The sequence below is a fragment of the Streptomyces sp. NPDC048248 genome, from assembly GCF_043201875.1.
Lineage (GTDB): Bacteria > Actinomycetota > Actinomycetes > Streptomycetales > Streptomycetaceae > Streptomyces.
The window spans coordinates 329,260-355,121 of sequence record NZ_JBICZL010000003.1 but is presented as its reverse complement, the minus strand read 5'-3'; the positions used below and the strand labels follow the sequence as shown (position 1 = coordinate 355,121).

The 25,862-nt window shown below is 73.5% G+C and carries 23 protein-coding genes and 1 other RNA gene; 13 read left to right on the top strand and 11 right to left on the bottom strand.

What is annotated here, in order from left to right:
- Nucleotides 1-110 precede the first annotated feature (110 nt).
- The 3 genes from ACGFZW_RS07655 to ACGFZW_RS07645 form a co-directional block, all read right to left on the bottom strand.
- Nucleotides 111-1,187, bottom strand: a complete 1,077-nt coding sequence (locus tag ACGFZW_RS07655; RefSeq protein ID WP_393892116.1) for a serine hydrolase domain-containing protein — start codon at nucleotides 1,185-1,187, stop codon at nucleotides 111-113.
- Between the two features lie 56 nt (nucleotides 1,188-1,243).
- Nucleotides 1,244-2,566, bottom strand: a complete 1,323-nt coding sequence (locus ACGFZW_RS07650; RefSeq protein ID WP_393892115.1) for a multidrug effflux MFS transporter — start codon at nucleotides 2,564-2,566, stop codon at nucleotides 1,244-1,246.
- A 224-nt stretch (nucleotides 2,567-2,790) separates the two neighbouring features.
- Nucleotides 2,791-4,422: an alkaline phosphatase D family protein gene (locus ACGFZW_RS07645; RefSeq protein WP_393892114.1), complete on the bottom strand. Its 1,632-nt coding sequence runs from the start codon at nucleotides 4,420-4,422 to the stop codon at nucleotides 2,791-2,793.
- Nucleotides 4,423-4,678: 256 nt separating this feature from the next.
- On the opposite strand from ACGFZW_RS07645, the gene ACGFZW_RS07640 reads away from it, so the two are divergent.
- The 3 genes from ACGFZW_RS07640 (at nucleotide 4,679) to ACGFZW_RS07630 (ending at nucleotide 8,199) form a co-directional block, all read left to right on the top strand.
- Nucleotides 4,679-5,608: an SDR family oxidoreductase gene (locus tag ACGFZW_RS07640; protein WP_393892113.1), complete on the top strand. Its 930-nt coding sequence runs from the start codon at nucleotides 4,679-4,681 to the stop codon at nucleotides 5,606-5,608.
- A 90-nt stretch (nucleotides 5,609-5,698) separates the two neighbouring features.
- Complete coding sequence (locus tag ACGFZW_RS07635; protein ID WP_393892112.1) at nucleotides 5,699-6,622, top strand: PhzF family phenazine biosynthesis protein; 924 nt, start codon at nucleotides 5,699-5,701, stop codon at nucleotides 6,620-6,622.
- 599 nt (nucleotides 6,623-7,221) lie between these two features.
- Nucleotides 7,222-8,199: a trypsin-like serine peptidase gene (locus ACGFZW_RS07630; protein WP_393892369.1), complete on the top strand. Its 978-nt coding sequence runs from the start codon at nucleotides 7,222-7,224 to the stop codon at nucleotides 8,197-8,199.
- A 135-nt stretch (nucleotides 8,200-8,334) separates the two neighbouring features.
- Here ACGFZW_RS07630 and rnpB read toward each other — a convergent pair.
- An RNA gene (gene rnpB, locus ACGFZW_RS07625) (RNase P RNA component class A) lies at nucleotides 8,335-8,746 on the bottom strand.
- A 144-nt stretch (nucleotides 8,747-8,890) separates the two neighbouring features.
- Here rnpB and ACGFZW_RS07620 point away from each other — a divergent pair.
- On the top strand, nucleotides 8,891-9,778 hold the full coding sequence (locus tag ACGFZW_RS07620; protein WP_393892111.1) for a MerR family transcriptional regulator: 888 nt from the start codon (nucleotides 8,891-8,893) through the stop codon (nucleotides 9,776-9,778).
- Entirely contained in the window at nucleotides 9,775-10,473 is a 699-nt protein-coding gene (locus tag ACGFZW_RS07615) for a hypothetical protein (RefSeq protein ID WP_393892110.1), read from the top strand. The genes ACGFZW_RS07620 and ACGFZW_RS07615 overlap by 4 nt, the downstream gene beginning before the upstream one ends.
- A gap of 43 nt (nucleotides 10,474-10,516) precedes the next feature.
- Here the strand turns inward: ACGFZW_RS07615 and ACGFZW_RS07610 are convergent, their stop codons facing one another.
- Entirely contained in the window at nucleotides 10,517-12,001 is a 1,485-nt protein-coding gene (locus tag ACGFZW_RS07610; RefSeq protein ID WP_393892109.1) for an RNB domain-containing ribonuclease, read from the bottom strand.
- Nucleotides 12,002-12,165: 164 nt separating this feature from the next.
- On the opposite strand from ACGFZW_RS07610, the gene yaaA reads away from it, so the two are divergent.
- Together yaaA and eda are read left to right on the top strand one after the other, a co-directional pair.
- Nucleotides 12,166-12,963: a peroxide stress protein YaaA gene (yaaA, locus tag ACGFZW_RS07605; RefSeq protein WP_393892368.1), complete on the top strand. Its 798-nt coding sequence runs from the start codon at nucleotides 12,166-12,168 to the stop codon at nucleotides 12,961-12,963.
- A 95-nt stretch (nucleotides 12,964-13,058) separates the two neighbouring features.
- Nucleotides 13,059-13,706 (top strand): bifunctional 4-hydroxy-2-oxoglutarate aldolase/2-dehydro-3-deoxy-phosphogluconate aldolase, encoded by a 648-nt coding sequence (gene eda / locus ACGFZW_RS07600; RefSeq protein ID WP_393892108.1) that lies wholly within the window; start codon nucleotides 13,059-13,061, stop codon nucleotides 13,704-13,706.
- 93 nt (nucleotides 13,707-13,799) lie between these two features.
- Here the strand turns inward: eda and ACGFZW_RS07595 are convergent, their stop codons facing one another.
- From ACGFZW_RS07595 to ACGFZW_RS07585, 3 genes are read right to left on the bottom strand one after another with little or no spacing between them, the layout of a single operon-like run.
- Complete coding sequence (locus tag ACGFZW_RS07595; RefSeq protein ID WP_393892107.1) at nucleotides 13,800-14,990, bottom strand: bifunctional RNase H/acid phosphatase; 1,191 nt, start codon at nucleotides 14,988-14,990, stop codon at nucleotides 13,800-13,802.
- A gap of 3 nt (nucleotides 14,991-14,993) precedes the next feature.
- Nucleotides 14,994-15,737 (bottom strand): zinc ribbon domain-containing protein, encoded by a 744-nt coding sequence (locus tag ACGFZW_RS07590; protein ID WP_393892367.1) that lies wholly within the window; start codon nucleotides 15,735-15,737, stop codon nucleotides 14,994-14,996.
- Nucleotides 15,734-16,609, bottom strand: a complete 876-nt coding sequence (locus tag ACGFZW_RS07585; RefSeq protein WP_393892106.1) for a Nif3-like dinuclear metal center hexameric protein — start codon at nucleotides 16,607-16,609, stop codon at nucleotides 15,734-15,736. Before ACGFZW_RS07585 ends, ACGFZW_RS07590 begins: the two co-directional genes overlap by 4 nt.
- A gap of 276 nt (nucleotides 16,610-16,885) precedes the next feature.
- Here ACGFZW_RS07585 and ACGFZW_RS07580 point away from each other — a divergent pair, with 276 nt between their 5' ends.
- On the top strand, nucleotides 16,886-18,157 hold the full coding sequence (locus ACGFZW_RS07580; RefSeq protein ID WP_393892105.1) for a hypothetical protein: 1,272 nt from the start codon (nucleotides 16,886-16,888) through the stop codon (nucleotides 18,155-18,157).
- Nucleotides 18,158-18,324: 167 nt separating this feature from the next.
- Nucleotides 18,325-18,492, top strand: coding sequence for a hypothetical protein (locus ACGFZW_RS07575; RefSeq protein ID WP_393892104.1), 168 nt, complete (start codon nucleotides 18,325-18,327; stop codon nucleotides 18,490-18,492).
- Between the two features lie 126 nt (nucleotides 18,493-18,618).
- Here the strand turns inward: ACGFZW_RS07575 and ACGFZW_RS07570 are convergent, their stop codons facing one another.
- From ACGFZW_RS07570 to ACGFZW_RS07560, 3 genes are all read right to left on the bottom strand, one after another.
- Nucleotides 18,619-19,578 (bottom strand): 3-oxoacyl-ACP reductase, encoded by a 960-nt coding sequence (locus ACGFZW_RS07570; RefSeq protein WP_393892103.1) that lies wholly within the window; start codon nucleotides 19,576-19,578, stop codon nucleotides 18,619-18,621.
- Nucleotides 19,579-19,678: 100 nt separating this feature from the next.
- On the bottom strand, nucleotides 19,679-20,764 hold the full coding sequence (locus ACGFZW_RS07565) for a Zn-dependent alcohol dehydrogenase (protein ID WP_393892102.1): 1,086 nt from the start codon (nucleotides 20,762-20,764) through the stop codon (nucleotides 19,679-19,681).
- A 73-nt stretch (nucleotides 20,765-20,837) separates the two neighbouring features.
- On the bottom strand, nucleotides 20,838-21,722 hold the full coding sequence (locus tag ACGFZW_RS07560) for a MaoC/PaaZ C-terminal domain-containing protein (protein WP_393892101.1): 885 nt from the start codon (nucleotides 21,720-21,722) through the stop codon (nucleotides 20,838-20,840).
- A gap of 366 nt (nucleotides 21,723-22,088) precedes the next feature.
- Between ACGFZW_RS07560 and ACGFZW_RS07555 the strand changes: the two genes are divergently transcribed.
- From ACGFZW_RS07555 to ACGFZW_RS07540, 4 genes are read left to right on the top strand one after another with little or no spacing between them, the layout of a single operon-like run.
- Entirely contained in the window at nucleotides 22,089-23,123 is a 1,035-nt protein-coding gene (locus ACGFZW_RS07555; RefSeq protein ID WP_393892100.1) for an ABC transporter ATP-binding protein, read from the top strand.
- Nucleotides 23,123-23,851 carry an ABC transporter permease gene (locus ACGFZW_RS07550; protein ID WP_393892099.1) on the top strand — a complete coding sequence of 243 codons (729 nt, stop codon included), beginning with the start codon at nucleotides 23,123-23,125 and terminating at the stop codon, nucleotides 23,849-23,851. Before ACGFZW_RS07555 ends, ACGFZW_RS07550 begins: the two co-directional genes overlap by 1 nt.
- A gap of 12 nt (nucleotides 23,852-23,863) precedes the next feature.
- Complete coding sequence (locus ACGFZW_RS07545) at nucleotides 23,864-25,231, top strand: histidine kinase (RefSeq protein ID WP_393892098.1); 1,368 nt, start codon at nucleotides 23,864-23,866, stop codon at nucleotides 25,229-25,231.
- Nucleotides 25,228-25,833: a response regulator gene (locus ACGFZW_RS07540; RefSeq protein WP_393892097.1), complete on the top strand. Its 606-nt coding sequence runs from the start codon at nucleotides 25,228-25,230 to the stop codon at nucleotides 25,831-25,833. The genes ACGFZW_RS07545 and ACGFZW_RS07540 overlap by 4 nt, the downstream gene beginning before the upstream one ends.
- Nucleotides 25,834-25,862: the final 29 nt, after the last annotated feature.

Genomic DNA, 25,862 nt, shown 5'->3' with positions numbered 1-25,862 from the left:
TACGGGGCCCTGAAGGCGCTCCTTCCGCGCGGCGGGAGGAGCTGGAGGGGCCGGTGCGGGCGAGCTGCCGGGGGCGGGCGGGGCCGGATGATGCCGGCGGCGCCCGGTGGTCAGCCGGCGCGGGCGACCGCCCGGGCCAGGCAGTCGGCGGCGGCCGCACGGGGAGCGCTGCCACCGTTGCGGCGGCACGGGTGGACGGTGTTGGCGAGGAGCACCAAAAAGGTGTCCGTGGCCCGGTCCAGGACGAGGCTGGTACCGGTGAAGCCGGTGTGGCCGGCCGCGCCGTGCCCCGCCAACTCGCCCATGAAGTACGGCTGGTCGACGCCGAAGCCGAGGCCGGGCGGGTCGAGCAGGGCGGCCACGGCGTCCGGCCCCAGGATGCGGGCGGTGCCGTAGGCGCCGCCGTTGAGCAGCGTCCGGCAGAGCACGGCCAGATCCTGGGCGGTGGAGAAGAGACCGGCGTGCCCGGCCACGCCGCCCAGTGCCCAGGCGTTCTCGTCGTGGACCTCACCCCGCACCATCCCGCGGTCGGCCTTCGCCCACGGGCGCCGCTGGTCCTCCGTCGCCGCCACGCCTTGGGGCGCCAACGGCCCGTAGGAGGTGCTGAGCATGCCCAGCGGCGCCGTGATGCCCTCCCGGACGAGGGCGTCCAGGCGCAGCCCGGTGAGCTGCTCCAGGACCAGCTGGAGGGCGATGAGGTTGAGATCGGAGTAGAGGTGCGCGCCGGCCGGGCCGCCGGCGGGGGCCGCCGCCTCCCGCCACAGCAGCGCGAGCTGGGCGGCTCTCCCCGGATGGTCGTGGAACGGCAGCTCCGGGCGGAGGCCGGACGTGTGGTCGAGCAGTTGCCGCACGGTGATGCCGCGGGCGAAGGCGGGCAGGTGGCCGCGTACCTCTTCGTCGAGGGCCAGGAAGCCGCGCTCGACCTGCTGGAGCGCGGCGACGGCGGTGAAGAGCTTGGTGAGCGAGGCGAGGTCGAAGACGGTACCGACCCGCATCGGCTCCCAGCGGTCCCGCGGCAGGTCCACGCCCCGCTGCCGCTCCGGGTCGTAGGAGCGGTAGCGCACCGCCCAGCCGGTGGCGTCCTCGACGGCGACGACCGGGCCGCGGCCGGCGAGGACGACGGCTCCCGCGCACCAGGCGGGCCGCCCGCCTGGCAGCGCCCGCACGCCCTGGACCAGTCGTTCCATCCACGTCGGGTCGAGGCCGGCCCGGGCCGGGGTGCCGTATCGGAGTCTCGGTGCGTTCAGAGCCTGGTCCCCTCGCCGGCGGTGCTCCCGGTGGTCTCCCCCCTACGCTGCCACGGGCGGCACATCCCCAGGAAGCTCACGAGCGCCAAAACGGCGCAGGAAAGCTGTACGACGGCCATCGGCACGGCGGTCCGCTCCCCCGCGATGCCCACCAGCGGGGAGGCCACCGAGCCGAGGAGGAAGGTCGAGGTGCCCAGCAGCGCGGAGGCGGAGCCGGCCGCGTGCGGGGTGCGCAGCAGCGCCTGGGTGTTGGTGCTGGGCATGACCAGGCCCATGGACGCCATCAGGACGAAGAGCCCCGCCGCCATCGGCACCAGGCCGACCGCGCCGAACACCCCGGAGGACATCAGCAGCAGGCCGGTCGCGGCGACCGCGATCAGCACCAGGCCGGTGCCGAGCACCTTGTCCAGGCTGACCCGGCCGACAAGCACCTTGCCGTTGATCTGGCCGACCAGCACCAGACCGACGGAGTTGACGCCGAAGAGCAGGCTGAAGGTCTGCGGGGAGGCGCCGTAGATCTCCTGGACGACGAACGGCGAGGCGGAGATGTAGGCGAAGAGGGCGGCGAAGGCGAAGGCGCCGACGAGGAGGTAGCCGGAGAAGGCCCGATCGGCCAGCAGGTCGCGCATGGTGCGCAGGGTCTGGCCGAGGCCGCCGGGGTGCCGGCGTGCGGGCGGCAGGGTCTCGTCGAGCTTGCGCCAGACCAGCAGGGTCAGCAGGATCCCGACGACGGTCAGCACGACGAAGACCCCGCGCCAGTCGGTGACCTGCAGGATCTGGCCGCCGATGACCGGTGCGACGACCGGTGCGACCCCGGAGATGAGCATCAGGGTGGAGAAGAACCGGGCCATCGCCACGCCGTCGTAGAGGTCACGCACCACCGCCCGCGCGATGACGATGCCGGCCGCACCGGCCAGGCCCTGCAACAGGCGGAAGGCGATGAGGAGTTCGGCGTTGGTGGCGACCGCGCACAGGGCGGTGGCGAGGATGTAGATCACCATGCCGGCGAGCAGCGGGCGGCGGCGCCCCCACTTGTCGCTCATCGGGCCGACGATCATCTGGCCGAGGGCCATGCCCGCCAGACAGGTCGTGAGGGTCAGCTGGACGGTGGCGGCCGGGCTGTGCAGTGCTGCGGTGACCTGCGGCAGAGCCGGGAGGTACATGTCCATGGAGAGCGGCGGGACCGCCGTGAGGCCGCCGAGGACGAAGGTCACGAGGAGGCTGGTGCGGCGGGACGCGGCCGGTGCTGCTGCCGCGCCCCGCTCGGCTATCGGGGGAAGGTCCTTGGTCTCGGCCGTGCTGGGGCCGGGGTCCGTCATGAGCGTCTCCATGGTTTATTGATGGCCGCACCATGGTGTCATGCACGGACCTGCCGCCGGGCCGGTTGCGGCTGGACCGTCGGACCTGGGCCGGGGCGTGGGGGCGTGCCCCGGTGCCCGGTTCCCGAGTCCCGGGAACCGGCGGGATGCGGGCCGCCGCGTACTCCGCCGACCGGGTGAAGCGGCCCGCGCACCGGGCGGTGCAGAGGGCCGCGATCCCGGGGTCAGGCCGGCTTCAGTCCCGGGTCGCCCGCCTCCGAGACGAAGGACGCCGCGGTGGCGATCGGTGCCCCTTGCGTGGTGACGGCGGACACCGTCCGGTAGTCGCCGCGGGCGGTGTCCTGGTCCAGGGTGACCGTCACATAGCCGCGCCGGCCGTTGTAGAACTTCATGTGCGGATTGGCCGCCATGTAGGTGTCCCAGTTGGCCGGCTTGTCCGCGCCGTCCTTGCCGCTGGCGATCGAGGTCGTCACGAACTCCACGCCCGCATTGCGCGACCCCGGGTCCTTGACGTCCCGCTTGATGTCGAGGGCGTAGTGGACGTGCACATCGCCGGTGAGCACGACGAGGTTGTCCACACCCGCCGACTCCGCGCCGGCCAGGACCCGCTCGCGGGACGCCGGGTAGCCGTCCCAGGCGTCCATGCTCACCCGGTAGGCGTCGCCCGTGGCGTCGCGCCGCTCGGAGAAGGTGACCTGCTGCGGCAGCACGTTCCACCGCGCCGTGGACTCGCGCCAGCCGTCGATCAGCCAGCGCTCCTGGGTGGCGCCGGTCAGGGTGCGGCGGGGGTCCGCGGACTCCGGGCCCGGCGCGTGCCAGCCGTCGCCGTAAGCCTGGTCCGAGCGGTACTGGCGGGTGTCGAGGATGTCGAACTGCGCGAGCCGGCCGTACTGGACACGGCGGTAGAGGCGGGCGTCGGAGCCCTGCGGCCGCTGCGGGCTCCGCAACGGCTGGTTCTCCCAGTACGCGCGGTAGGCGGCGGCCCGGCGGACGAGGAACTCGGCGGGCGGGAGGTTGCCCTCACTGATCTCCGCGGCGTAGTTGTTCTCCACCTCGTGGTCGTCCCACGTCACGATGAAGGGGTGCGCGGCGTGCGCGGCCTGCAGGTCCGGGTCGGACTTGTACAGGGCGTAGCGCAGCCGGTAGTCCTCCAGGGTGACCGTCTCGCGGTTGAAGAGCGAGGGCAGGGTCCGGTCGGTGTAGGCGCGGGCGCCGCCCGCCGCCGTCACCGGGTACTCGTACAGATAGTCACCGAGGTGGAAGACGACGTCGAGGTCTTCCTGCGCGAGATGGCGGTAGGCCGTGAAGTAGCCGTCGTGGTACGCCTGGCAGGAGACGGCGCCGAGCTTGAGGTCGTTGATCCGCGCGCTGCGGGAGGGCGCGGTGCGGGTGCGGCCGACGGGGCTGATCCAGTCGCCGGCGCGGAAGCGGTAGTAGTAGACGCGGTCGGGCGCCAGGCCGGTGGGCTCGATGTGCACGGAGTGGTTGAACTCCGGGTGGGCGTCCGCGCGGCCCTGGCCCGCGAGCCTCTTGAAGTGCTCGTCGTAGGCGACTTCCCAGCGGACGGTGACCCTGGCGTCCGGCATGCCGTTGCCCGGCTCGTAGGGGCGCGGGGCGAGCCGCGTCCACAGCACCACGGAGCCGGGCAGCGGGTCACCGGAGGCGACGCCGAGGGTGAAAGGGTTGTCGCTGATCTTCCGCGCGTCGGCCTCGGTCGCGTACGCGACGCCGCCGCCCGGCAGATTGGTGGCGAAAGCGAGTGCGGCGGCGGCGCCGGTGACGGTGAGAAAGCGACGGCGGCCGACGTGCGCGGCGGCGGCCCGGATCTCCTGATCGTGCGCTGCGTGCTGGGTCATCTGCCCCTCCCCTGACGGTGGTTGTCACCGGTGATTGGACGGGCGGAGGACGGCGCGGCGCTGTCCCGTGTACGACGCATGCATGGCCGCTGGATGAGGAGTGGCCCCGCAACGGGCGCTGCCGGACAATCGCGGCACGTTCGCCCCACCGGTGGCGGCGCCTTCGCGGCCGGGCGGCACCGGCGTAGGCCCGGCCCGCCGCTCGCGCGTACGCCCCTTACGCAGCCGCCGTGGCCACGCCCCTTACGCTGCCGCCATGGCACAGAACACTCTGGTGGCACGGGCAACGCCGACGGCACGCGCGGGACGGGTAGCGGGAACGGCACCGGCGGCCCGGCCCACCCCTTCGGCGCCGGGCGCGCCGAGCGGGCAGGAAGCGGACACCGCGCCCGCGGCACGGGGCGCGCGGCAGGACGGGGCGGCGGGGCCGCGGAAGGTGGCCGTGGTCACCGGCGCCGGCTCCGGTATCGGCCGGGCGGTCGCCCAGGCGCTGGCCGCCGCCGAATGGACCGTGGTGCTGGCCGGCCGGCGTGCGACGGCCCTGGAGGAAACGGCCCGGCAGCTGGGCCGCGGCGACGCCGACAGCCCCGCGGTCGTGGCGGTGCCGACCGACGTCACGCGCCCCGACGAGGTCGACGCCCTCTTCGCCGCCGTCCGCGACCGCTTCGGCAGGCTGGACCTGCTCTTCAACAACGCGGGCACCTTCGGCCGGGCCGCGCCCCTGGACGAACTGACCTACGACGACTGGCGGTCGGTCGTCGACGTCAACCTCACCGGATCCTTCCTCTGCGCGCAGGCCGCGTTCCGCGCGATGAAGGAGCAGGAGCCCCAGGGCGGCCGGATCATCAACAACGGTTCGATCTCCGCCCATGTGCCGCGGCCGCACTCCGTCGCCTACACCGCCACCAAGCACGCGATGACCGGCCTGACCAAGTCCCTCTCCCTCGACGGCCGGCCGTACCGGATCGCCTGCGGCCAGATCGACATCGGCAACGCGGCGACCGAGATGACCGGCCGGATGCAGACCGGCATCCTGCAGGCCGACGGCAGCACGGCGGTCGAACCGGTGATGGACGCGGCCGACGTCGCCCGCACGGTCGTCCACATGGCGGCGCTGCCGCTGGAGGCGAATGTGCAGTTCGCGACGGTGATGGCGACCAACATGCCGTACGTCGGGCGGGGGTGAGGCCCGGCCGGCCGGTGAGCGGCCGCCGCACCGGCCGGGTGCGACGCGCCGCCGGGGAATAACCCGGCACGACGGCCCGGTTCCCCCGCCATGACACACGACGCCCCCGCACCGGCAGCCCCTCGCGCCACCCCCGAGGTACTGCGCTACACCGCCTTCTCGGACGACCCGCAGGGTGGCAACCCGGCCGGCGTCGTCCTGGACGCGGCGGGCCTGACGGACGCCGAGCAGCTGGCCATCGCGGCCGAACTGGGCTACTCCGAGACGGCGTTCCTCACCCCGCCGCCCGCGGGCCTGGGCGAACCGGGCCGGGCGTTCACCATCCGCTTCTTCAGCCCGCTGGCCGAGGTCGCCTTCTCCGGGCACGCGACGGTCGCCACCGCGATCGCACTCGCCGAGCGGACCGGCCCCGGCGACCTGGTCTTCGCCACCCAGGCGGGCCCGGTCCCGGTCACCGTCACCCGGCGGGGCGGCGCCCTGCACGCCACCTTGACCAGCGTCGAGCCGCGCATCACCGCCGCCGCGCCGGCCGACCTGGCCGAGGCGCTTGCCGCCCTCGGCTGGGCCGCCGCCGACCTCGACCCTGCGCTGCCGCCCCGTATCGCCTACGCGGGCAACCAGCACCTCGTGCTGGCCGCCGCCACCCGCGAGCGGCTGGCGATGCTGGACTACGACTTCGAGCGGCTGGCCGCCCTGATGCGCCGCCTGGATCTGACGACCCTTCAACTGGTCTGGCGGGAGAGCCCCACCGTCTTCCACGTCCGCGACCCCTTCCCGGTCGGCGGCGTCGTCGAGGACCCGGCGACCGGCGCCGCGGCGGCCGCCTTCGGTGCCTACGCCCGCACCCTCGGCCTGGTCACCGCCCCCGTCACCCTCACCCTCCACCAGGGCCACGACCTCGGCCGTCCCGGACTGCTGACCGTCGAACTGCGCGACGGCGACCCCCGCTCCCACGTCGGCGGCACCGCCACGGACATCGCGGGAGGCGCGGGCAGCACGGGCAGCGAGGGCTGAACGGCGGCCGGACCGGGGACGTCAAGGCCGGCGGTCGGCCGTCGCGAAGAGCACCGGTGGCCGGGCTGAGCACCCGGCCACCGCCCGCCCCGCCCACCGGCAGATTTGAGCCGATCTCACAACGGCCGAACCAACTCGCCTCCCAGGCAACCCCCTTGGCGGGCACCACCGCCGCGCTGCTCACAGGGCGGAGGCGCCCGCCCACCTCCGTGCGACGGGCCGTTCACCGGGCGGCCGCACTCCGATCCTGCACGGCAAAGTCACACCCCGCCCCCTGCCCACTTCTCGCTTCCGGTGGCACTCTTCTCCTCGCACACCTCTGCCGTGCGCCACCGACCCGCGCCACCACGAAGCCCCCACCCGCGCCTGTGCACCTCGCAACCGCGCCACCTTCCACCGCACAGCTCGCTCATCTGCCGGGCCGCCCCACGCGGCCCCGTCCCGTCGGCCGCACGCCCGCCGCGCGGCCCCCGCAGAAGGAGTTACGCGTGAGACGAACCGTTCGTGGCCAGATAGCCGTCAGCAGCACCGGGGCCGACGCCCGCACACCGGACCCCCACACCTCCCGGCCGCGCAGGTCGCGCGCCGCCCTCGGAGTCCTGGCGGCAGCCGGGGCGTTGCTCGCGGTCACCCTCCCCGCCGGCCCGGCCGGCGCCGCCACCCCGGCCGGGACCGCTGACCGCTCCCCCGCCGCGCAGTCCTCCCTCTCCGCCTTCTGGACCGCGGACCGGATGCGCTCCGCCACGCCCCTCGATCTCACCTCCGTTGCCGCCAAGTCCCGTACGGAGAAGCTCCGTTCGCAGACACAGGTCCCCCGTGGCGCTCCCCACAAGGTCCTGCCCACGCTCCCCCAGCTCCCGAAGGTGCCGTCCGCCGCCTCGCTGCTGCCCGGCATCCTGCCGCAGGCGGGCGGGCCGTGGACCGGCGGCGGCGCGGTCGTCAAGACCACCGGCCGGGTGTTCTTCACCTATCAGGGACGCTCGGCCTCCTGCTCCGGCGACGCCGTGACCAGCACCAACAAGAGCACGGTGATCACCGCCGGGCACTGCGTGAAGCTGGAGGGCGCCTGGCACACCAACTGGGTCTTCGTGCCCGGCTACCACGACGGCGAGGCCCCGTACGGCAAGTGGGCAGCCTCCAAGACCCTCTCCACCCCCCAGTGGACGGCGAGCGAGGACATCAACTACGACGTGGGCGCGGCGGTCGTCGCACCGCTCGACGGCAAGAAGCTCACCGACGTCGTGGGCGGCCAGGGCCTGGCCTTCAACCCCGGCTACAACAAGCAGATGTACGCCTTCGGCTACCCCGCCGCGGCCCCGTACGACGGCAGCAAGCTCATCTACTGCAGCGGCAACTCCTTCAAGGACCCGCTGCTCTCCGACGACCACGGACTGTCGTGCAACATGACGGGCGGCTCCAGCGGCGGCCCGTGGTTCACCTCGTTCGACGAGTCCACCGGCACCGGCCTGCAGTCCTCGGTGAACAGCTTCGGCTATCAGTTCCTGCCGGACACCATGTTCGGCCCGTACTTCGGCGACGACGCCAAGAACCTCTACAACGAGGCCCAGGCGTCCTGACCCACCGACTCCCACCCCACGCACCGAGGGCCGCACGGACACCATCCGTGCGGCCCTCGCCGTGCGACGAAACGGCCCACGCCTGAGAGAGCCACAGGTGGCGGCGGGGCGTCCGGGCGGAGCCCGGAGAGGCGGCGGACGAGTCGGCCTGTACGCCGGGTTCTGTCTCCCCCGGTCCTTGCGGGCCGAGGGGAGGCGGCCATCCATCTAGGGCTGCCGTTGCCGACAGCCTCGTGCGGTCTACCCGCGGACTCGGGCGGGCAGCCCTCGATCGTCCGCGCAGGGCCGTCATCCCAACCGGGATGGCAGCCCCTCTTGACCTTGCTCCGGGTGGGGTTTACCTAGCCCTCCGAGTCACCTCGGAGGCTGGTGGTCTCTTACACCACCGTTTCACCCTTACCGGGACCTCGCGGCCCCGGCGGTTTGCTTTCTGTGGCACTGTCCCGCGGGTCACCCCGGGTGGGCGTTACCCACCACCCTGCCGTGTGGAGCCCGGACGTTCCTCGGGAGGATCTCTCGATCCTCACGCGGCCGCCCGGCCGGCTCGTCCGCCGTGCCGACCATGCTACCCGCAGGGAGGGAACGGCACGGACCGGCGGCTCTCCCCCGTGCCTCCCCGGGCGCCGGGCCGGGCCGATGCTTGACCTTGTCGCGACGTCAACGTTTCTACTGATCGCATGAGGAAGAGCGCATGAGGATCGGAGAACTCGCCGCGCTGGCCGGCGTCAGCACGCGTGCGGTGCGGCACTACCACCAGGTGGGCCTGTTGCCGGAGCCGGTCAGGCGGGCGAACGGCTACCGCGACTACGGGCTGCGCGACGCGGTGGCGCTGGCGCGGGTGCGGCGGCTGACGGAGCTGGGGCTGGGTCTTGAGGAGGTCAGGGACGTGCTGGCCGACGACGCCGGGCGGGAGCTGCGGGACGTGCTCGTCGAGCTGGACGCGGACCTGGCGCGCCAGGAGGAGGCGATCCGGACCCGCCGCAGCCGGCTCGCGGCGCTGTTGCGGCGGGCGGAGGAGCACGGCGGGCTGCCGGACGAGGGGCCGGTTTCGGAGCAACTCGCCGAGCTGTTCGCGGAGATGGCGCGTGCCTCCGCCGCGATGCCCGGGCCCGAGCCGGTGATGGCCGCCAAGGACCGGGAGGTGCTGGCCCTGCTGGAGACCGCCGGCGGCTCCGGCGGTCAGCAGGAGCTGATGTCGGCGTTGCGGGAGACGTTCACCGCGCCGGGTGGGATGGAGCGGGCGTACGAGGTCTACGGGCTGTTCGACGGGCTGGCCGCGGCGGAGCCCGGCGCTCCTGAGGTGGCGGACGTGGCGAGGGCGCTGGCGGACTGTCTGCCGCAGCGGGTGGTGGCGAGAAGCGTCCTCGATGCCGGGTGGCCGGCCGGGTCAGGGGCGGACGCCGGGAGCGACGGGGGCGGGGCGGGCGGCGTCGGTGACGGCGCGGGCTTCGCCGAGGCGGTGTTCGCGGATCTCGCCCCCGCCCAGGCGGAGGCGGTGCGGCGGGCGATCCGGCTGGTCGTGGAGCGGGAGCGCAGCGCGGAGCGGGAGCAAAACGCAGGGCGGGAGGGGGAGCGGTGAGCGGCGTGACCATATGGGAGCGGGTGCGGCGGGTGGCCGGGCACGAGGGGCGGTGGCTGGTCAGCCTGGGGCGGTGGGTGACGCGCCGGCGGGCCGGGGTAGGGGCCGGCGACCGGCCGTTCGGGTACGGGTCGGCGCAGGCCGCGATCGTCTACGGGCTGACGTTCGTCTGCGCGGTGGAGACCACCGCCCTCGCGGTGCTGCTCGCCGACCACCCGGTGGCGCACCTGGTGATGCTGGTCATCGATGTCTACACGGTGCTGACGATGCTGGGGCTCCAGGCCGCGGCCGTCACCCGGCCGCACGTCCTGGCAGCGGAATCGTTGCGGCTGCGTGACGGCGCGCGGATGGAGGTGGACATCCCGCTGGAGCGGATCGCCTCGGTCCGCTACGACCTGCGGTTCACCAAGGCGGAGAAGCAGCGGAAAGGCGCGGGGCGGGACGATCTGCTGGAGCTGGCGGTGGCCGGGCAGACCTCGGTGACGGTCGCCTTGCGGGAACCGGTCACGGCAGAGCGGCTGTTGGGGCGGCGGATCGAGGTGCGTACGGTGCGCTTCCACGCCGACGACGCACGGGGAGCCGTGGCGGCCGTGCGGGCGGCGGTGGAGGCGGCGGCTGCGACCGCATCGGAGTCCGGTGGGGCGGCCGCGGGACCCGGCGCCCCACCGTCGGTGAAGGGGTCCTCGGTCGCATGAGGCGCACGCCCCGTTCGGCAACGCCCGTCCCCTCCCCCGGCACTCACGCCGGCTCGAAGCGCACCGGGGCCGTGCCCGGTTCGGCCTCGGTGAGGCGGACGCGGAGGGGTTCGCCCAGGGGCAGGGACGCGGTGTCCTCGGTGGTCTCGACGCGGCCGACGACGGCCGGTGCGATGAGGTGGACGGTGCCCTGGGTGGGGTTCTTCTCCTCGACGTCGACGACGACCGCGTCGAAGGTCTCGCCGACGCGGCCCCGCAGCAGGGCCGCCTCCACGAGATCGACGCAGGCACGCTCGACCTCGTTGGCGCGCCGGGTGCCGGCCGCCATCGTGCGGGGCAGGGCGTCCAGTTCGCGGCGGACCCAGTCGGGCGGTGCGACACCGGCGGAGGCGGCCAGGCACAGCTCGGAGGTGTAGCGGTCGACGAGCCTCCGCAGCGGCGCCGTGGCATGGGCGTAGGGGGCGGCGACAGCGGCGTGCTGGGCGTGCGAGGCGTCCGGCGCGGTGCCGTCGAAGGCGGTGTAGCCGGCGCCGCGCAGGAGGGTGGTGCACTCCTGGAGGAACGCCGCGTGGTGGGGGCTGCGCGGGTCGAGGGTGCGTACGAGCGCGGCGTAGGACGTGTGGTGGGGCCAGTCGACGCCGAGAGCACGGGCGGTGCGGCGCAGCCGGGCGACCGAGCCGTCGGGAGCGGTCGGCAGTGTGCGCAGGATGCCGACGCCGGCGGTGAGCATCAGCTCGGCCGCGGCCATCCCGGTGAGCAGGGAGATCTGGGCGTTCCAGCCCTCGGCGGGCAGCGGCGCTCGGTAGCCGAGGCGGTAGCGGCCGTTCCGCTCGACGATCTGCTGCTCGGGGACGTGGAGGGAGATCGCGCCCCGCTGGACTTCCTGTTCCTCCCTGAGCAGTCCGATCTCTCGGAGCAGGGCGAGCGGCTCCTCGGCCGTGCCGTCGTCGATGACCCGCTGGACGCCCACGTAGTCGAGCTTGGCGCGGGAGCGCACCAGGGCGCGCCGTACCGAGGCCGCGGTCAGTGCGCCCTGCCGGTCGAGGTCGAGCTGCCACAGGACAGCGGGGCGGTCCTTGTCGGGCAGCAGGCTGGCGGCGCCCTCGCTCAGCACGGGCGGATGCAGCGGGACCCGTTCGTCGGGGAAGTACAGCGTCGTCACGCGGTGGTGCGCCTCGGCGTCCAGGGCGCCGCCCGGCGTCACGAAGGAGGCGGCGTCGGCGATGGCGTAGTGCACGCGGTACCCGCCGCCGTCCCGCCGGGACAGGAACATCGCCTGGTCCAGGTCGAGCGAGCCGGGCGGGTCGATGGTGAAGAGGGGGAGATCGGTGGCGTCGGCGAGGGTGTGCTCGGTCGCCACGCTGCCGCAGGCGGTGGGGATGCGCGGGGCGAGTGCGGCACTGTCCGCCTCTGCCTGGGCGGTGGCCGTGAAGTGGTCCGGGATCTCCATCTCCGCGCGCAGCTCACGCAGCGCATGGCGCAGCGGGGCCTCGGCGGCCTCGGTCACGTGCATATGGCGACGGGGCATGAAACCGAGCGTATGGCGGGCGGAGCCTCCCGGCGCGGCATGCGGGCCGGTGGGCGGTGCGCGTCGCGGGGCGGTCCGGTGAGCGGGTTCCCGGCTCCCCCGCCGCAGGCCATACGCTTTCCCGGGGCCGCACCCCCACCCGTACCGCCGTGAAGGAGAACACCGTGCTCGTGCTGTTGCCGCCGTCCGAAGGGAAGGCCGCCGGAGGCGCCGGGGCACCGCTGGACCCGGCCGCACTGTCCCTGCCGGGGCTGACCGCCGCGCGGGCGGCCGTGCTGGAGGAGCTCGTCGAGCTGTGCGCGGCGGACGAGACCAAGGCGCAGGAGGTGCTCGGGCTCAGCGAGGGCCTCAAGGGCGAGGTCGGCAAGAACGCGGGGCTGCGCACCGCGGGCACGCGCCCGGCCGGGGAGATCTACACCGGGGTGCTCTACGACGCCCTGGGGCTCGCGTCCTTGGACGCGGCGGCCCGGGAGCGCGCCGAGCGGTCGCTGCTGGTGTTCTCGGGGCTGTGGGGCGCCGTGCGGATCGGTGACCGGATCCCGTCCTACCGCTGCTCGATGGGCGTGAAGCTGCCGGGGCTGGGTGCGCTGGGCGCGTTCTGGCGGGCGCCGATGGCGGAGGTGATGCCGGCGGCGGCCGGGGACGGGCTGGTGCTCGATCTGCGGTCGGCGGCGTACGCGACGGCGTGGAAGCCCAAGGGGGAGATCGCCGGGCGGACGGCGACGGTGCGGGTACTCCAGTCGAAGGTCGTGGACGGGGTCGAGAAGCGGTCCGTGGTCAGCCACTTCAACAAGGCCACCAAGGGCCGGCTGGTGCGAGATCTGCTGACCGCGGGGCTCGATCCTGCCGGTCCGGCGGAGCTGGTGGAGGACTTGCGCGGGCTGGGCCATGCGGTGGAGGCACAGGCCCCGGCAAAGGCGGGGAAGGCGTGGTCGGTGGATGTGATCGTGACGGAGCTGTGAGCCGCCGCCGTCCCTGAGGGCGCCCGAAGCACCAACGCGTTGCAGCATGCGCAACGCTCGTTGCGTAGAGTGGATCGGTGGCGCACTATGGGCGCGTGACTAGCGCCGCCTCCTCCGTGCCCGCCGCCCCCTCCGTCCTCGGGCTCGCCCCCGTCGTCCCGGTCGTCGTCCTGCACGACGCCGCGGACGCCGTTCCGCTCGCCCGGGCGCTCGTCGCGGGCGGCCTGCCGGCGATCGAGGTGACCCTGCGCACGCCCGCCGCGCTGGACGCGATCCGGGCCGTCGCCGAGGAGGTCCCGGACGCGGTGATCGGCGCCGGCACCCTGCTCACCCCCGCGGATGTCGACGCGGCCCGCGCGGCCGGGTCCCGCTTCCTGGTCAGCCCCGGCTGGTCGCCGCGCCTGCTGGGTGCGATGCGGGACAGCGGTGTGCCGTTCCTGCCGGGCGTCTCGACCGCCTCCGAGGTGGTGACGCTGCTCGACGAGGGCATCACCGAGATGAAGTTCTTCCCGGCCGAGGCGGCGGGCGGCACCGCCTACCTCAAGTCGCTTTCCGCGCCGCTGCCGCAGGCCCGCTTCTGCCCGACCGGCGGCATCTCCCTGGCGTCGGCGCCGTCGTACCTGGCGCTGCCCAACGTGGGCTGCGTCGGCGGCACCTGGATGCTCCCCGCCGACGCGCTGGCCGCGAAGGACTGGGACCGGGTACGTGAACTCGCCCGCGAGGCCGCGGCGTTGGCCACCTGAGCCACCCGAACCGTCCAGCTTTCCCCCGGAGCTGGACATGGCAGGGCCCGGCACACCTCGGTGTGCCGGGCCCTTCCGCTGCTCGCTCGCCCGCTACCGCAGGTGCGAGGTGTCGTTCAGCAGCCGCAGCGAGGCATTGCCGTCGGCGTAGTAGGCGACCGCCGACAGGGACGCCGCGGACAGCTCCATACGGAACAGCGACTCCGGCGGCGCGCCCAGCGCGAGCCGGACCAGCGTCTTGATCGGCGTCACATGGGTCACGACCAGGACGGTCCTGCCCGCGTACCGGGCGATGAGCTTGTCGCGGGCCACCGCGACCCGGCGGGCGACCGAGGCGAAGGACTCGCCGCCGGGCGGCGCGGCCTTGGCGGAGGCCAGCCAGGCGTCGAGCTCGTCGGGGAACCGCTCGCGCACCTCGGCGAAGGTCAGCCCCTCCCAGGCACCGAAGTCGGTCTCGCGCAGCCCCTCGTCGATCCGGACCTCAAGGCCCAGCCGGGCCGCGATCGTCCCTGCCGTCTCCCGGCAGCGCCGCAGCGGTGAACTCACGATCGCCTGGACCGTGCCGCGGGCAGCCAGCGCCGAGGCGGCCGCCTCGGCCTGCCTGCGGCCGGCGGCCGACAGCTCCGGGTCGGTGCCGCCGCTGCCGGAGAACCGCTTCTCCGGCGTCAGGGCGGTCTCGCCGTGCCGCAGCAGGACGAACGTGGCGGGTGCCCCGAGGTCGGCGGGGGCCCAGCCGACCGGCGGGGCGCTCGCGGTGGCCGTCTCGGCGGCTTCATCGGCCTCGGCAGCCGCATCCGCGGCGCGCGCGGCGTCGCTGCGGGCGGGCCCGGCGTCGAGTGCCGCCCGGGAGTCGCCCGGCTGCCACTGCTTGCCGAGCTTGCCGGCGTCCATCGCCTCGTTGGCGAGCCGGTCGGCGTGCTTGTTGTTCGCCCGCGGGATCCACTCGTAGGTGACCTGCGACGGCGGGAGGATGCGCTGGGCCTCGGCGGCGAGCGGCTTCATGTCCGGGTGCTTGATCTTCCAGCGGCCCGACATCTGCTCGACGACGAGCTTGGAGTCCATCCGCACCCGCACCTGTGCCTGCGGGTCCAGGGCATGGGCCGCCCGCAGGCCGGCCACCAGGCCCTTGTACTCGGCGACGTTGTTGGTCGCGGTGCCGATGAACTCGGCGGCCTCGGCCAGCGTCTCGCCCGTCGCCGGGTCGATGACCACCGCGCCGTAGCCCGCGGGCCCCGGGTTGCCCCGGGACCCGCCGTCGGCTTCGACGATGAAGCTGCGCGGCATGGCCTACAGGCCCGAGTCCGGCGTGCGGACCAGGATGCGGTGGCAGTTCTCGCACCGCAGGACCTCGTCGGCGGGGGCCGCCCGCACGTCGTTGACCTCGGTGATGTTCAGCTCGAGGCGGCAGCCCTCGCAGCGGCGCTGGAAAAGGCGGGCCGCACCGACGCCGCCCTCCTTCGCGCGGATCTTGTCGTACAGCTTGAGCAGGTCGGCCGGGATGTCGGCGACGGTCAGCTCGCGCTCCTTGGTGACCGTGCCGCGCTCGGCGTCGATCTCGGCGTACGAGGCGTCCCGACGCGCGGCGGCGTCGTCGACCTTGGCCTGGATGGACTCGACCCGGTCGGTGAGCTCGGCGGCCCGCTCCTGAGCGGCCTCGCGGCGCTCCATGACCTCGAGGACGACGTCCTCCAGGTCGCCCTGGCGCTTGGCGAGCGAGACGAGTTCGCGCTGGAGGTTCTCCAGGTCCTTGGGGGAGGTCACGGCGCCGGAGTCCAGGCGCTTCTGGTCGCGGGCGGCGCGCTGGCGCACCTGGTCCACGTCCTGCTCCGCCTTGGTCTGCTCGCGGGCGGTGTCGCTCTCCTCGGTCTGGGATGCGACGAGCAGGTCGCGCTGCTGGACGAGGTCGGCCTCCAGGGCCTGCAGCTCGGCGAGCTCGGGCAGGTTCTTGCGCTTGTGCGCGAGCTGGGACAGACGGACGTCCAGGGCCTGTACCTCGAGGAGGCGGATCTGGTCGGCGGGCGCGGCGTTCAGCGTGGGGCTCCTGTTGTGTTCGTCGGGGCGGTGAAGGGGGCGGACGCCGCGTGGGCGGTCCAGGGGTCGGTGACCGTACGGGAGACGTGCGTGCGCAGGCCCCAGCCGTGCCGGTCGGAGACCGCGTCGAGCTGGGCCGCGGCCTGCTCGCACCACGGCCATTCGGTGGCCCAGTGGGCGGCGTCGAGCAGCGCCGGCGGGGTGCTCCCCAAGGTCTGGGTGGCCTCGGAGGCCGGGTGGTGGCGCAGGTCGGCGGTGAGGAACGCGTCCACGCCCGCCGCCCGTACGACACCGAAGAGGCTGTCGCCGGAGCCGCCGGAGACGGCGACGGTCCGGATCTCGCGGTCCGGGTCGCCGGCCGCCCGGATGCCCTGGGCGGTGGCCGGCAGCCGAGCGGCGGCATGCGCCGTGAAGTCGGCGAGGGACATCGGGTGCGTCGGCTCGCAGACCCGGCCCAGGCCGCGGTGGCCCGCCGGGTCGCTCGGGTCCGGCACCAGCGGGCCGAGGACGCGCAGGTCCAGGGCGCCGGCCAGCGCGTCGGAGACGCCCGGGTCGGCGGTGTCGGCGTTGGTGTGCGCGACGTGCAGCGCGATGTCGTGCTTGATCAGGGTGTGGACGACCTTGCCCTTGAAGGTCGACGCGGCGACCGTGGTCGTGCCGCGCAGGTAGAGCGGGTGGTGGGTGACGAGGAGATCGGCGCCGAGCTGCACGGCCTCGTCGGCGATCTCCTGGACCGGGTCGACGGCGAAGAGCACCCGGCGGACCTGGGAGTCGGGGTCTCCGCAGACCGTGCCGACGGCGTCCCACTCCTCGGCCCGCTCCGGGGGCCAGAGGGCATCGAGCGCGGTGAGGACTTCAGACAGTGCGGGCACGGGGGAAGGTTACCTCTCACCCGTACCCCGACGACGAGTCGCGGTCACCACCGGTGCCACCGCCGGCCCGGGCCCGCACCCGGGCCGTGACGGCGGTGCAGGACACGGCGTCGCGCCGCCGCGCGGCCCACTCGGTTGAAAGGCGAAGCACAACCGGCCCGCCGGGCACCGGAGAACGGGACAATCGCCACCCTTATGCGTGAAGTACGGCAACTCGCGTTGATCGGCCGGAAGTGCAAAAACTAGCTTCGGTTGCTGACTGGAGGTGACCACTCGATGACGATCTGTGCAACTGAGGGTGCGTGGACGCTCGAAAGCCCGTATCGCGCGGCGCTGACGATCGCCGCCGACGGCTCGTACGGCGCGCGGCTCGCCCGTCACGACGACGCCGCCGGCAGCTGGTTTCCGGAGCGCTGGACGATCAACGGCCCCGAGCCGTACGCCGTTCCGCTGCCGGGTCGCCAGCCGGAGGAGCCGGACAGCGAACTGCTGCCGCTCGCGGACGGCCGGGTGCTGATCCTGCGCCGGGTCGCCTCGTACTTCGCCCTCTCGCTGCTCTACCCGACGGGGCCGGGCACCGGTGAACTCCCGCTCGGCACCGTCGAGGCGCCGGAGCTGACCCTGCTGCCGCCCGCCCCGGGCGGCGTGTTCGCCTACGCCGTGGCGCCCGGCACGCACAGCACCACGCTGTGGCTGGTGCACGGCGGCGGCCGCGGTCCCGAGCCGATCACCGAACTGCCGGGCCGCTGCACGGGCGGCGTCTGGCTGGACCGGGGCGGCCGGCTGCTGGCCCTGGACCGGGAATGGGGCGGCCGGACGAAGACCGTCGTGGTCGATCCGGTGGGGGGCGGCGAGGCCGGCCTGCTGCTGCAGATCACCGAGGACAGCAACGACCGGTTGCTGCTGGCCGATCCGGACAGCGGACTGCTGATCGTGCGGTCGGACGCTCCGGGCCACGACCGGCTGGGCTGGGGCGTGCTCGGCAGCAGCCTGCCGGTGCGCTTCCCGGAGTGCCTGCGGCCCGCCGACACGGCGGTGCGGCCGTTCGCGGTCCAGCCGGGGCAGCAGCTGACGCCGGAGAGCTGCGCGGTGGCGTTCCGGCTCGACGGGGCGAGCGGCACCCGGCTGGGCGTGTGGGCGCCCGCCGGCCGGCAGTTGCGGCAGTTCCCCGCGCCGGAGGGGTGGCTGGCGGGCGCCGGACTGTGGACGGCGGGCGGCGAACTGCTGCTGCCGTACGCGACGGACGCGGTGCCCTGCGGAGTGGCGCGGATGGCCATACCGCTGGAGCACGCTCCGGAGCCGGTCCCGCGGCGGAGCGCGCGGGCGGACATCGCGCTGATCTCGTCGCCGGTCGACTCACCTGTCGTGTGCGATCCGGCGATGAGCGCGGGGATTGTCCCGGATGCTGCGGATCCTGACAAGGGCTCCACATCATCCGCACATCCCCACGCCGTGGAGCCGGAACCGTACGACGACCTCGCGCATCCCCATATGTGCAGGCCAGTGCCCTTGCAACAGGCACCACTGGCGGCCCCGGAGGCACCGTGAAGCACCGTCACCCACCCCGTTAGAATTTTGACGGGGGCTACGCAGCCGGTTGACCGGCCACCGACAGTGCTGCTCAGGAGGGGAGAGCCCGTCTTTCCTCCTGGCCCAGCAGTAGCTGGGGGAGGTCCCGACGCGTACAGCTGTAAGCGATTTGACGGAGTCTTTTCATGTCCGAAGCCCGAACCGACACGACCGAGGCGCGCCCGCAGGAGGCATCCGCCCAGGCCGCCGCGGCGGCAAGCTCCGGCAGGCACCGTGGCCCGGCCGCCACGGAAGAGGCCAGGGACGCCGCCAACGGACGGCACCGCAGGGTCAAGGAGACCCAGAACGCGTAAGGCCGGTCCGGCGGGCTTCCGCCGCCGCCCGACGCGCACGGCCGTGGCCGCCGCACCGCTCACCCGCGGCGCGGCGGCCACGGCCGTTTGCGTGGCGGCACCAGGACCGCACGCCGGGCCCTGACATCAGCCGTGCTTGAGCCCCAGCACCTCTGCCGCGGCGAAGGTCTCGCCCGGTGGGCGTTCGGCGAAGTAGGGCGTGAGCAGATCGTCGAGCTCCTGATAGCCGAAGGTGTCCTTCGCGGTGTCGAACTTCGCGGCGATCCGGGGCCGTTCGGCGACCGCGACCATCCCGCCGTGCACCACCAGAAGCTGCCCGTTGACCCCGGCCGCGGCCGGCGAGGCCAAGTAGCCGACGAGCGGGGAGACATGCTCGGGCGCGAGAGGGTCCGGCCTTCCTCGCTCGGGGTTCTCGCCGGCCTCCTGTGCGGGGATGCCGGCGAAGACGTCCTCGGTCATCCGGGTGCGGGCGCGCGGACAGATGACGTTGGCGGTGACACCGTATTTGGCCAGGGCTAGGGCCGTGGAGGTGGTGAGGCCGACGATGCCGCCCTTGGCCGCGGCGTAGTTGGGCTGGCCCGCCGAGCCCGCGAGGAACGCCTCGGAGGAGGTGTTGACGATCCGGCCGTAGACCGGGCCGCCGGTCGCCTTCGATCGCGTGCGCCAGTGGGTCGCGGCGAAGTGGGTGGTGTTGAAGTGGCCCTTGAGGTGGACGCGGATCACCGAGTCCCACTCGTCCTCACTCATGGAGAAGATCATCCGGTCCCGCAGGATGCCCGCGTTGTTCACCAGGATGTCCAGCTGCCCGTAGGTGTCGACGGCCAGCTGCACCAGGGCTCCGGCCTGCTCGAAGTCGGCGACGTCGCCGAGGTGGGCGACGGCCCGCCCGCCCGCCGCACGGATCTCCGCGGCGGTCTCCTCCGCCGGGGCCGCGGACGCCTCGCCCGAGCCGTCCCGGCCCGGCTGCCCGAAGTCGTTGACGACGACGTTGGCGCCCAGGCGGGCGAGTTCCCTCGCCTCGGCGCGGCCCAGGCCCCGCCCGGCCCCGGTGACGATCGCGGTCAGACCGTCAAGTGGCTGTGCCATTGCTGTCCCCTCGGCTCTCGATACGGCGGGTGCGCGTGCGGATGGGCTCTCGGCACGCGCACCCGCCCGTGCGGGTCGTACGGGTCGGATGTCGTACGGGTCAGATCTCGATGCAGGTGCGCAGCGAGGTACCGGTGCGCATCTGGTCGAGGGCGTCGTTGATCTCGGCGAGCCGGACGCGATGGGTGATCAGCCCTTCCAGGTCGATCCGGCCGGCCCGCCACAGGGCGATGGCGCGCTCGTAGGAGCGCAGCACGTCCCCGCCGCCGTAGAGCGACGGCAGGATCCGCTTCTCGTCGAAGAACAGCTCGAACATGTTGACCTGGAAGGTGTCGTCCATGGCTCCCGCGCCCACCACGCACAGGGTGCCGCCGCGGCGCGTCGTCTCGTAGGCGGTGCGGGCGGTGGCGGACTTGCCGACGACCTCGAAGACGTAGTCGAAGCCTTCCCCCGCGGTGATCCTGGCCTTGGCGTCGGCGAGTTCCTCCGGGGCGACGGCTTCGGTGGCGCCGAACCGCAGGGCCGCCTCGCGGCGTGCGGCCACCGGGTCGACGGCGATGATCTGGGCGGCACCGCAGGCGCGGGCGCCCTGGATGGTGGAGATGCCGACGCCGCCGCAGCCGATGACGGCGACCGAGGATCCGGCCTTCACCTCGGCGGTGTTGAGGGCCGCCCCGAGGCCGGTGGTGACGCCGCAGCCGATCAGGGCGGCGATCTCGTAGGGCAGGTCGTCGGGGATGGGGACCGCGCAGTTCGCCCCGACGACGACCTCCTCCGCGAAGGTCCCGGTGCCCGCGAAGCCGAAGACGTCGGTGGAACCACCGTCCGTGCGGCGGAAGTTGGGGGTTCCCGCGTTCATGAAGCCGGCCATGCACAGATGGGTCTGGCCCCGCTTGCAGGACGGGCAGCCGCCGCAGGCCGGCAGCCAGCACATCAGCACGCGATCACCCTGCCGAAGGCCGGTCACGCCGTCGCCGACGTCGAGGATCTCGCCGGCGCCCTCATGTCCGGGGACGAAGGGTGCGGGCTGCGGCAGTACGCCGCTCATCGCGGAGAGGTCCGAATGGCACAGGCCGGTCGCCCGTATCCGTATCTTGACCTTGCCGGGGCCGAAGCCCACCGCCTCGACGTCATCGAGGACTTCGAGTTTGTCCTGTCCTGTCTCATGCTGTACGGCTGCGCGCACGGTGTGGCTCCTCTCGTACGTACGTACGGACGGTGCGGGCGGTGCGACGGGCGGTCGGCGGACGGCCGCGGTGTCAGCTGTGGGTGATGACGGTGTCGGCGAGGACGGGGGCGTCGTCGCGGTCCACGGCGGTGACCGACACCTGGATGCGGCCGGGCCCGGGAGCGTCACGCCACATCCGGATCCGCAGGGTCTCGCCCGGGAAGACCACACCGGCGAAGCGTGTGCTGTACGAGCCGACGCGGGAGACGTCGCCGCCCAGCGCCGTGTCGACGACGGCCTTGAGCGTGACGCCGTAGGAGCACAGGCCGTGCAGGATCGGCCGGTCGAAGCCGGCGAGTTTCGCGAATTCCGGGTCGGCGTGCAGCGGGTTCCAATCCCCGGACAGGCGGTAGAGCAGCGCCTGGTCCTCGCGGATGAGCCGCTCGGTGGTGAGGTCGGGGGCGCGTTCGGGGAGTTCGAGGCGGTCGGAGGGGCCACGGTCGCCACCGAACCCGCCCTCGCCGCGCACGAAGATCTGGGTGTCGCAGGTCCACAGCGGGCCGTCCGCGTCGGCGACTTCGGAGCGCAGCACGATGACGGCGGCCTTGGTCTTGTCGTGGACGGCCGGGACGGTGGAGGTCTGGATGGCGCTGCCGCGCACCGGCAGGGCGCGGTGCACGGTGACGGTCTGGCCGCCGTGCAGCACGGCGGCGAGGTCGACGTCGATACCGGGGGCGGAGAGGCCGCCGGCGACTGCCATGCCGCCGCCCGCGACGGTCGCGAAGCTGGGCAGCACATGCAGTGCGCTCTCCAGGGTGTAGCGCAGCTCGTCGGGGTCGGTGGCCGGGTGCGGCCGCTCCGGTGTGGGCGCGCCGGCTCCGATACCGAGGTGGTAGAGCTGGACGTCCTTGTGGTCCCAGGCGAGTTCGGTGGTCCGCGGCTCGGCGGAGGTGGCCTTGGCGGCGTCGATGGGCATCGGGCTGTTGCTCCTTCACCACGGTGTGAAGACCCCGGCCCGGCCGTCCGCACCGTCGGCCGTGCCGGGGTCGTATCCGGTCGGCGGGTGGCGCCCTGTCAGTGCGGTCGGGCCGGTCGGGCGCGGCCGCGGCGGCGCGGCCGGGGCGGCGCGGCCGGGGCGGTCGACACGGTCGGCACACTTCTAGAACGCGTTCTAGCCGATGGGTCTCATGTATAGCCGATCCGCCCGGCACCCGAAAGCCCCTGACGCATTGTCAGATTTGGTATCGGGCGCACCCGGGCGGCCGACCCATGACATTTGTCAGGGGGGATCGCCCACATTCGCATCTGCCGCGAGGTGCATACGCTCCGTAGCGTCCAAGACATGACGAAGACAGGCGGGGCGAGCGGGGCGGACGGACGCGGCAGGTCCGGCGCGGCGGTGCGGTTCTCCGGAGTCACCCGGAGTTACGGCGCCGTGCGGGCCGTGGACGGACTGGATCTGGAGGTCGCGGCCGGCGAGACGGTGGCCCTGCTGGGCCGTAACGGCGCCGGCAAGTCCACCACCATCAGCATGCTGCTGGGGCTGCTGCCGCCCGACTCGGGAGCGGTGCGGCTGTTCGGCGAGGAGCCGGAGCGGACGGTGCGGGCGGGCAGGGTGGGCGCGATGCTGCAGGACGGCAAACCGATCCCCCGGGTCTCGGTCCGCGAACTGATCACCTTCGTGGCGGCCACCTACCCGCGGCCGATGGACGTCACCGAGACCCTTGAGCTGGCCGGGCTCGGTGAGTTCGGCGGGCGCCGGGTGGACAAGCTGTCCGGCGGGCAGGCCCAGCGGGTCCGCTTCGCGGTGGCGCTTGCCGGCAACCCCGAACTGCTGGTGCTTGACGAGCCGACCGCGGCGCTGGACGTCGAGGCGCGCCGGGCGTTCTGGCGCTCGATGCGGGCGTACGCGCGGCGCGGCAACACCATCCTGTTCTCCACCCACTACCTGGAGGAGGCCGACGACCACGCCGACCGGATCGTGGTGATCGACCGCGGGCGGGTCGTCGCCGACGGCAGCAGCGAGGCGATCAAGCGGCGGGCCGGCGGGTCGCTGGTCGCCTTCGACCTCGCCGGGGCCCCGACCGGGCCGCTCCCCGACCTGCCCGGGGTGACCGCACTCGAAGTGCGCGGCGACCGCGCGATGCTGCGTACCTCCGATTCGGACGCGACGGTGCTGGCGCTGGCCGGACTGGGCCTCGTCCGCGGTCTGGAGGTGGCTCCCGCGAGCCTGGAGGACGCGTTCTTGTCACTGACCTCCACCACCGGGGCTTCCGGCACGGCCGCTGCCGTCCCCGCCGCGTCCGCGCCCTCCCCGTCGTCCACCCCCGCCACCCCGTCCGCGTCGTCCGCGTCGTCCGCCAAGGAGCTTGCGTGATGCTCGACTACATCCGGCTCGAAGTCCGGCGCACGCTGCGCGACAAGGGCTTTGTGATCTTCGGCATCGGCATGCCGGTGCTCATGTATCTGCTGTTCACCAACATCGGCACGGGCCCCGGCGGTGCCTCGATGGAGTGGAAGGTCTCCGCGATGGTCGGGATGGCCGCGTACGGCGCGCTCGGCGCAGCCATCGGCACCGGCACCGGCGTCGCCGAGGACAAGAGTCTGGGCTGGCTGCGGCAGCTGCGGATCACCCCCCTCAGCCCTGCGCGGGTGGTGGTGGGCCGCGGGCTGACGGGTTCGGTGACGGTGCTGCCGGCCATCGCCGTGGTGCTGCTGGTGGGCGCGCTGGTCAACGGCGTCCGGATGCCGGTCTGGCAGTGGGCGGCGCTGGTCCTCGTCCTCTGGGCGGGCACCGCACCCTTCACCCTGCTGGGCCTCGGCAACGGCTACCGCCTCTCCTCGCAGGCCACCGGGCTGATCAACACCGGCTGCCTGCTGCTGCTCTCGATCATCGGCGGACTCTGGTTCCCGGTCGAGGCGTTCCCCGACTGGCTGCGCTCGCTCTCCGTCTGGACTCCCGCCCGGCGCTTCGCCGACCTCGGCGTGAGCATCACGCACGGCAGCGCGCCCGGTGTCACCACAGTGGCGGTGCTGGCGGCGTGGCTGGCACTCTTCGGCGGATATGCGGTGTACGCGTACCGTCGGGCCGCACGCACGGTGTGATCGGCGGTGGCCATGACGACCGAGGAAGTCACAGTGCAGCGGAGCGAGCAGCGGGACCGCGGTGCCGAACCGGGTGGCGGGAAGCGCGCATGGTCGTGCAAGCGGGAGAAATCCGGCGAGGACACGGACCAGGGGCCGGGCCGGTACGCCTTCCTGCCCTGGCTGCTGATGGGCCTGGGAGCGTTCTCCAACATCATTCAGGGCAAGACGGGCAACCCGTGGCTGGCCGGCGCCGGACTGCTCGCCTTCAACTCCCTCTACATCGGCGTGGTCTTCGCCTCCTTCGACCCGAGGCGGCGCGACTCCCGCTCCCCCCTCTACGGCCTGGCGGCGCTGACCGCGCTGACGTACGCGATCGCGCTCGGCTTCGGCGGCAACTGGTTCCTGTTCTTCCCGCTGCTGTCGCTGGCCTCCGGCACGGTGCGGGCGTTGCGCGGCAAGAAGCTCGCCTTCTGGCTGGTCACGCTCAGCGGCTCGGCCGGGTTCCTGGCGGGATGGCACGACGACGACCCCTGGGGCTCCTTCGGCATCGGGTACGGCACCTTCCTCTCCGGCATGGTGACCGCCACGGTCCTGAGCCTGTTCGACACCATCCAGGAGCTGCGGACCACACGTCAGGAGCTGGCCCGCAGCGCCGTGGAGAAGGAGCGGCTGCGGTTCTCCCGCGATCTGCACGATCTGCTGGGACACACCCTGTCCGTGGTGGTGGTCAAGGCCGAGGCGGTGCGCCGGCTGGCGCCGCGTGACCTGGACGCGGCGCTGGGCCAGGCCGCCGACATCGAGGCGGTCGGCCGGCAGGCGCTGACGGAGATCCGTGAGGCGGTCACCGGCTATCGCGAGGGGAGCCTGAGCACCGAGCTGGACAAGGCCCGTTCGGTGCTGGAGGCGGCCGGCATCGAGTCCGTCGTACGCCGCTCCGGGCCGCCGTTGCCGCCGCATACCGGGGCGCTGCTCGGCTGGGTGATCCGCGAGGGCGTCACCAACACCGTCCGGCACAGCGGTGCCACCCACTGCGAGATCGAGGTGTCCGCCGACACCGACCGCGTACGGCTGACGATCACGGACGACGGGCGCGGTCCCGTAAGCTCCGGTGCTGCCGAGCCGCCCGGTCCGGCCCGGCTTCGCGGCCACGGGACGGGCGCACGGCACGGCACACCGCACGGCTCCGGGCGGAGCGCCGAGGACGCCGCGGCCGGCGCGGGCCCGGTGGGCGGCACCGGTTCGGTGGGCGGCACCGGTCTGAAGGGGCTGGCGGAGCGGCTGGCCGTGGCGGGCGGCACGCTGCACAGCGGGGCCGACGGCCGTCGCGGCTTCCGGGTCACGGCCGAACTGCCCCTAGGGGCGGATGAGTTGGCGGATGCGGAGGAGTTGACCAGGTGATCAAGGTCCTGCTGGCCGAGGACCAGGGAATGATGCGGGGCGCGCTGGCGCTGCTGCTCGACCTGGAGGAGGACATGGAGGTCGTCGCGCAGGTCGCCGCGGGTGACGCGGTGCTTCCCGCGGCCCTCGACGCCCGTCCCGACATCGCTCTGCTGGACATCGAACTCCCCGGCCGCAGCGGCCTGGACGCCGCCGCCGAGCTGCGCGAGCAGCTGCCGTCCTGCAAGGTGCTGATCGTGACGACCTTCGGGCGGCCCGGCTATCTGCGCCGCGCGATGGAAGCAGGAGCGTCCGGCTTCCTGGTGAAGGACGGCCCGGTGGAGGAGCTGGCGGCGGCGATCCGGCGGGTGCTCGCCGGGGAGCGGGTGATCGACCCGGGGCTGGCCGCCGCAGCGTTGAGCGCCGGGCCAAACCCGCTCACCCAGCGCGAGCGCGATGTCCTGACCACGGCCGTGGACGGGGCGACCGTCGCCGATATCGCCGGCAAGCTGCACCTGTCCCAGGCCACCGTCCGCAACTACCTCTCGGCGGCCATCGGCAAGACCGGCACCCGCAACCGTATGGAGGCCGTGCGGGCGGCCCGCCGTAACGGCTGGTTGTAGGCCGGGGCACGTGTCCGCGCGGCCGCCGG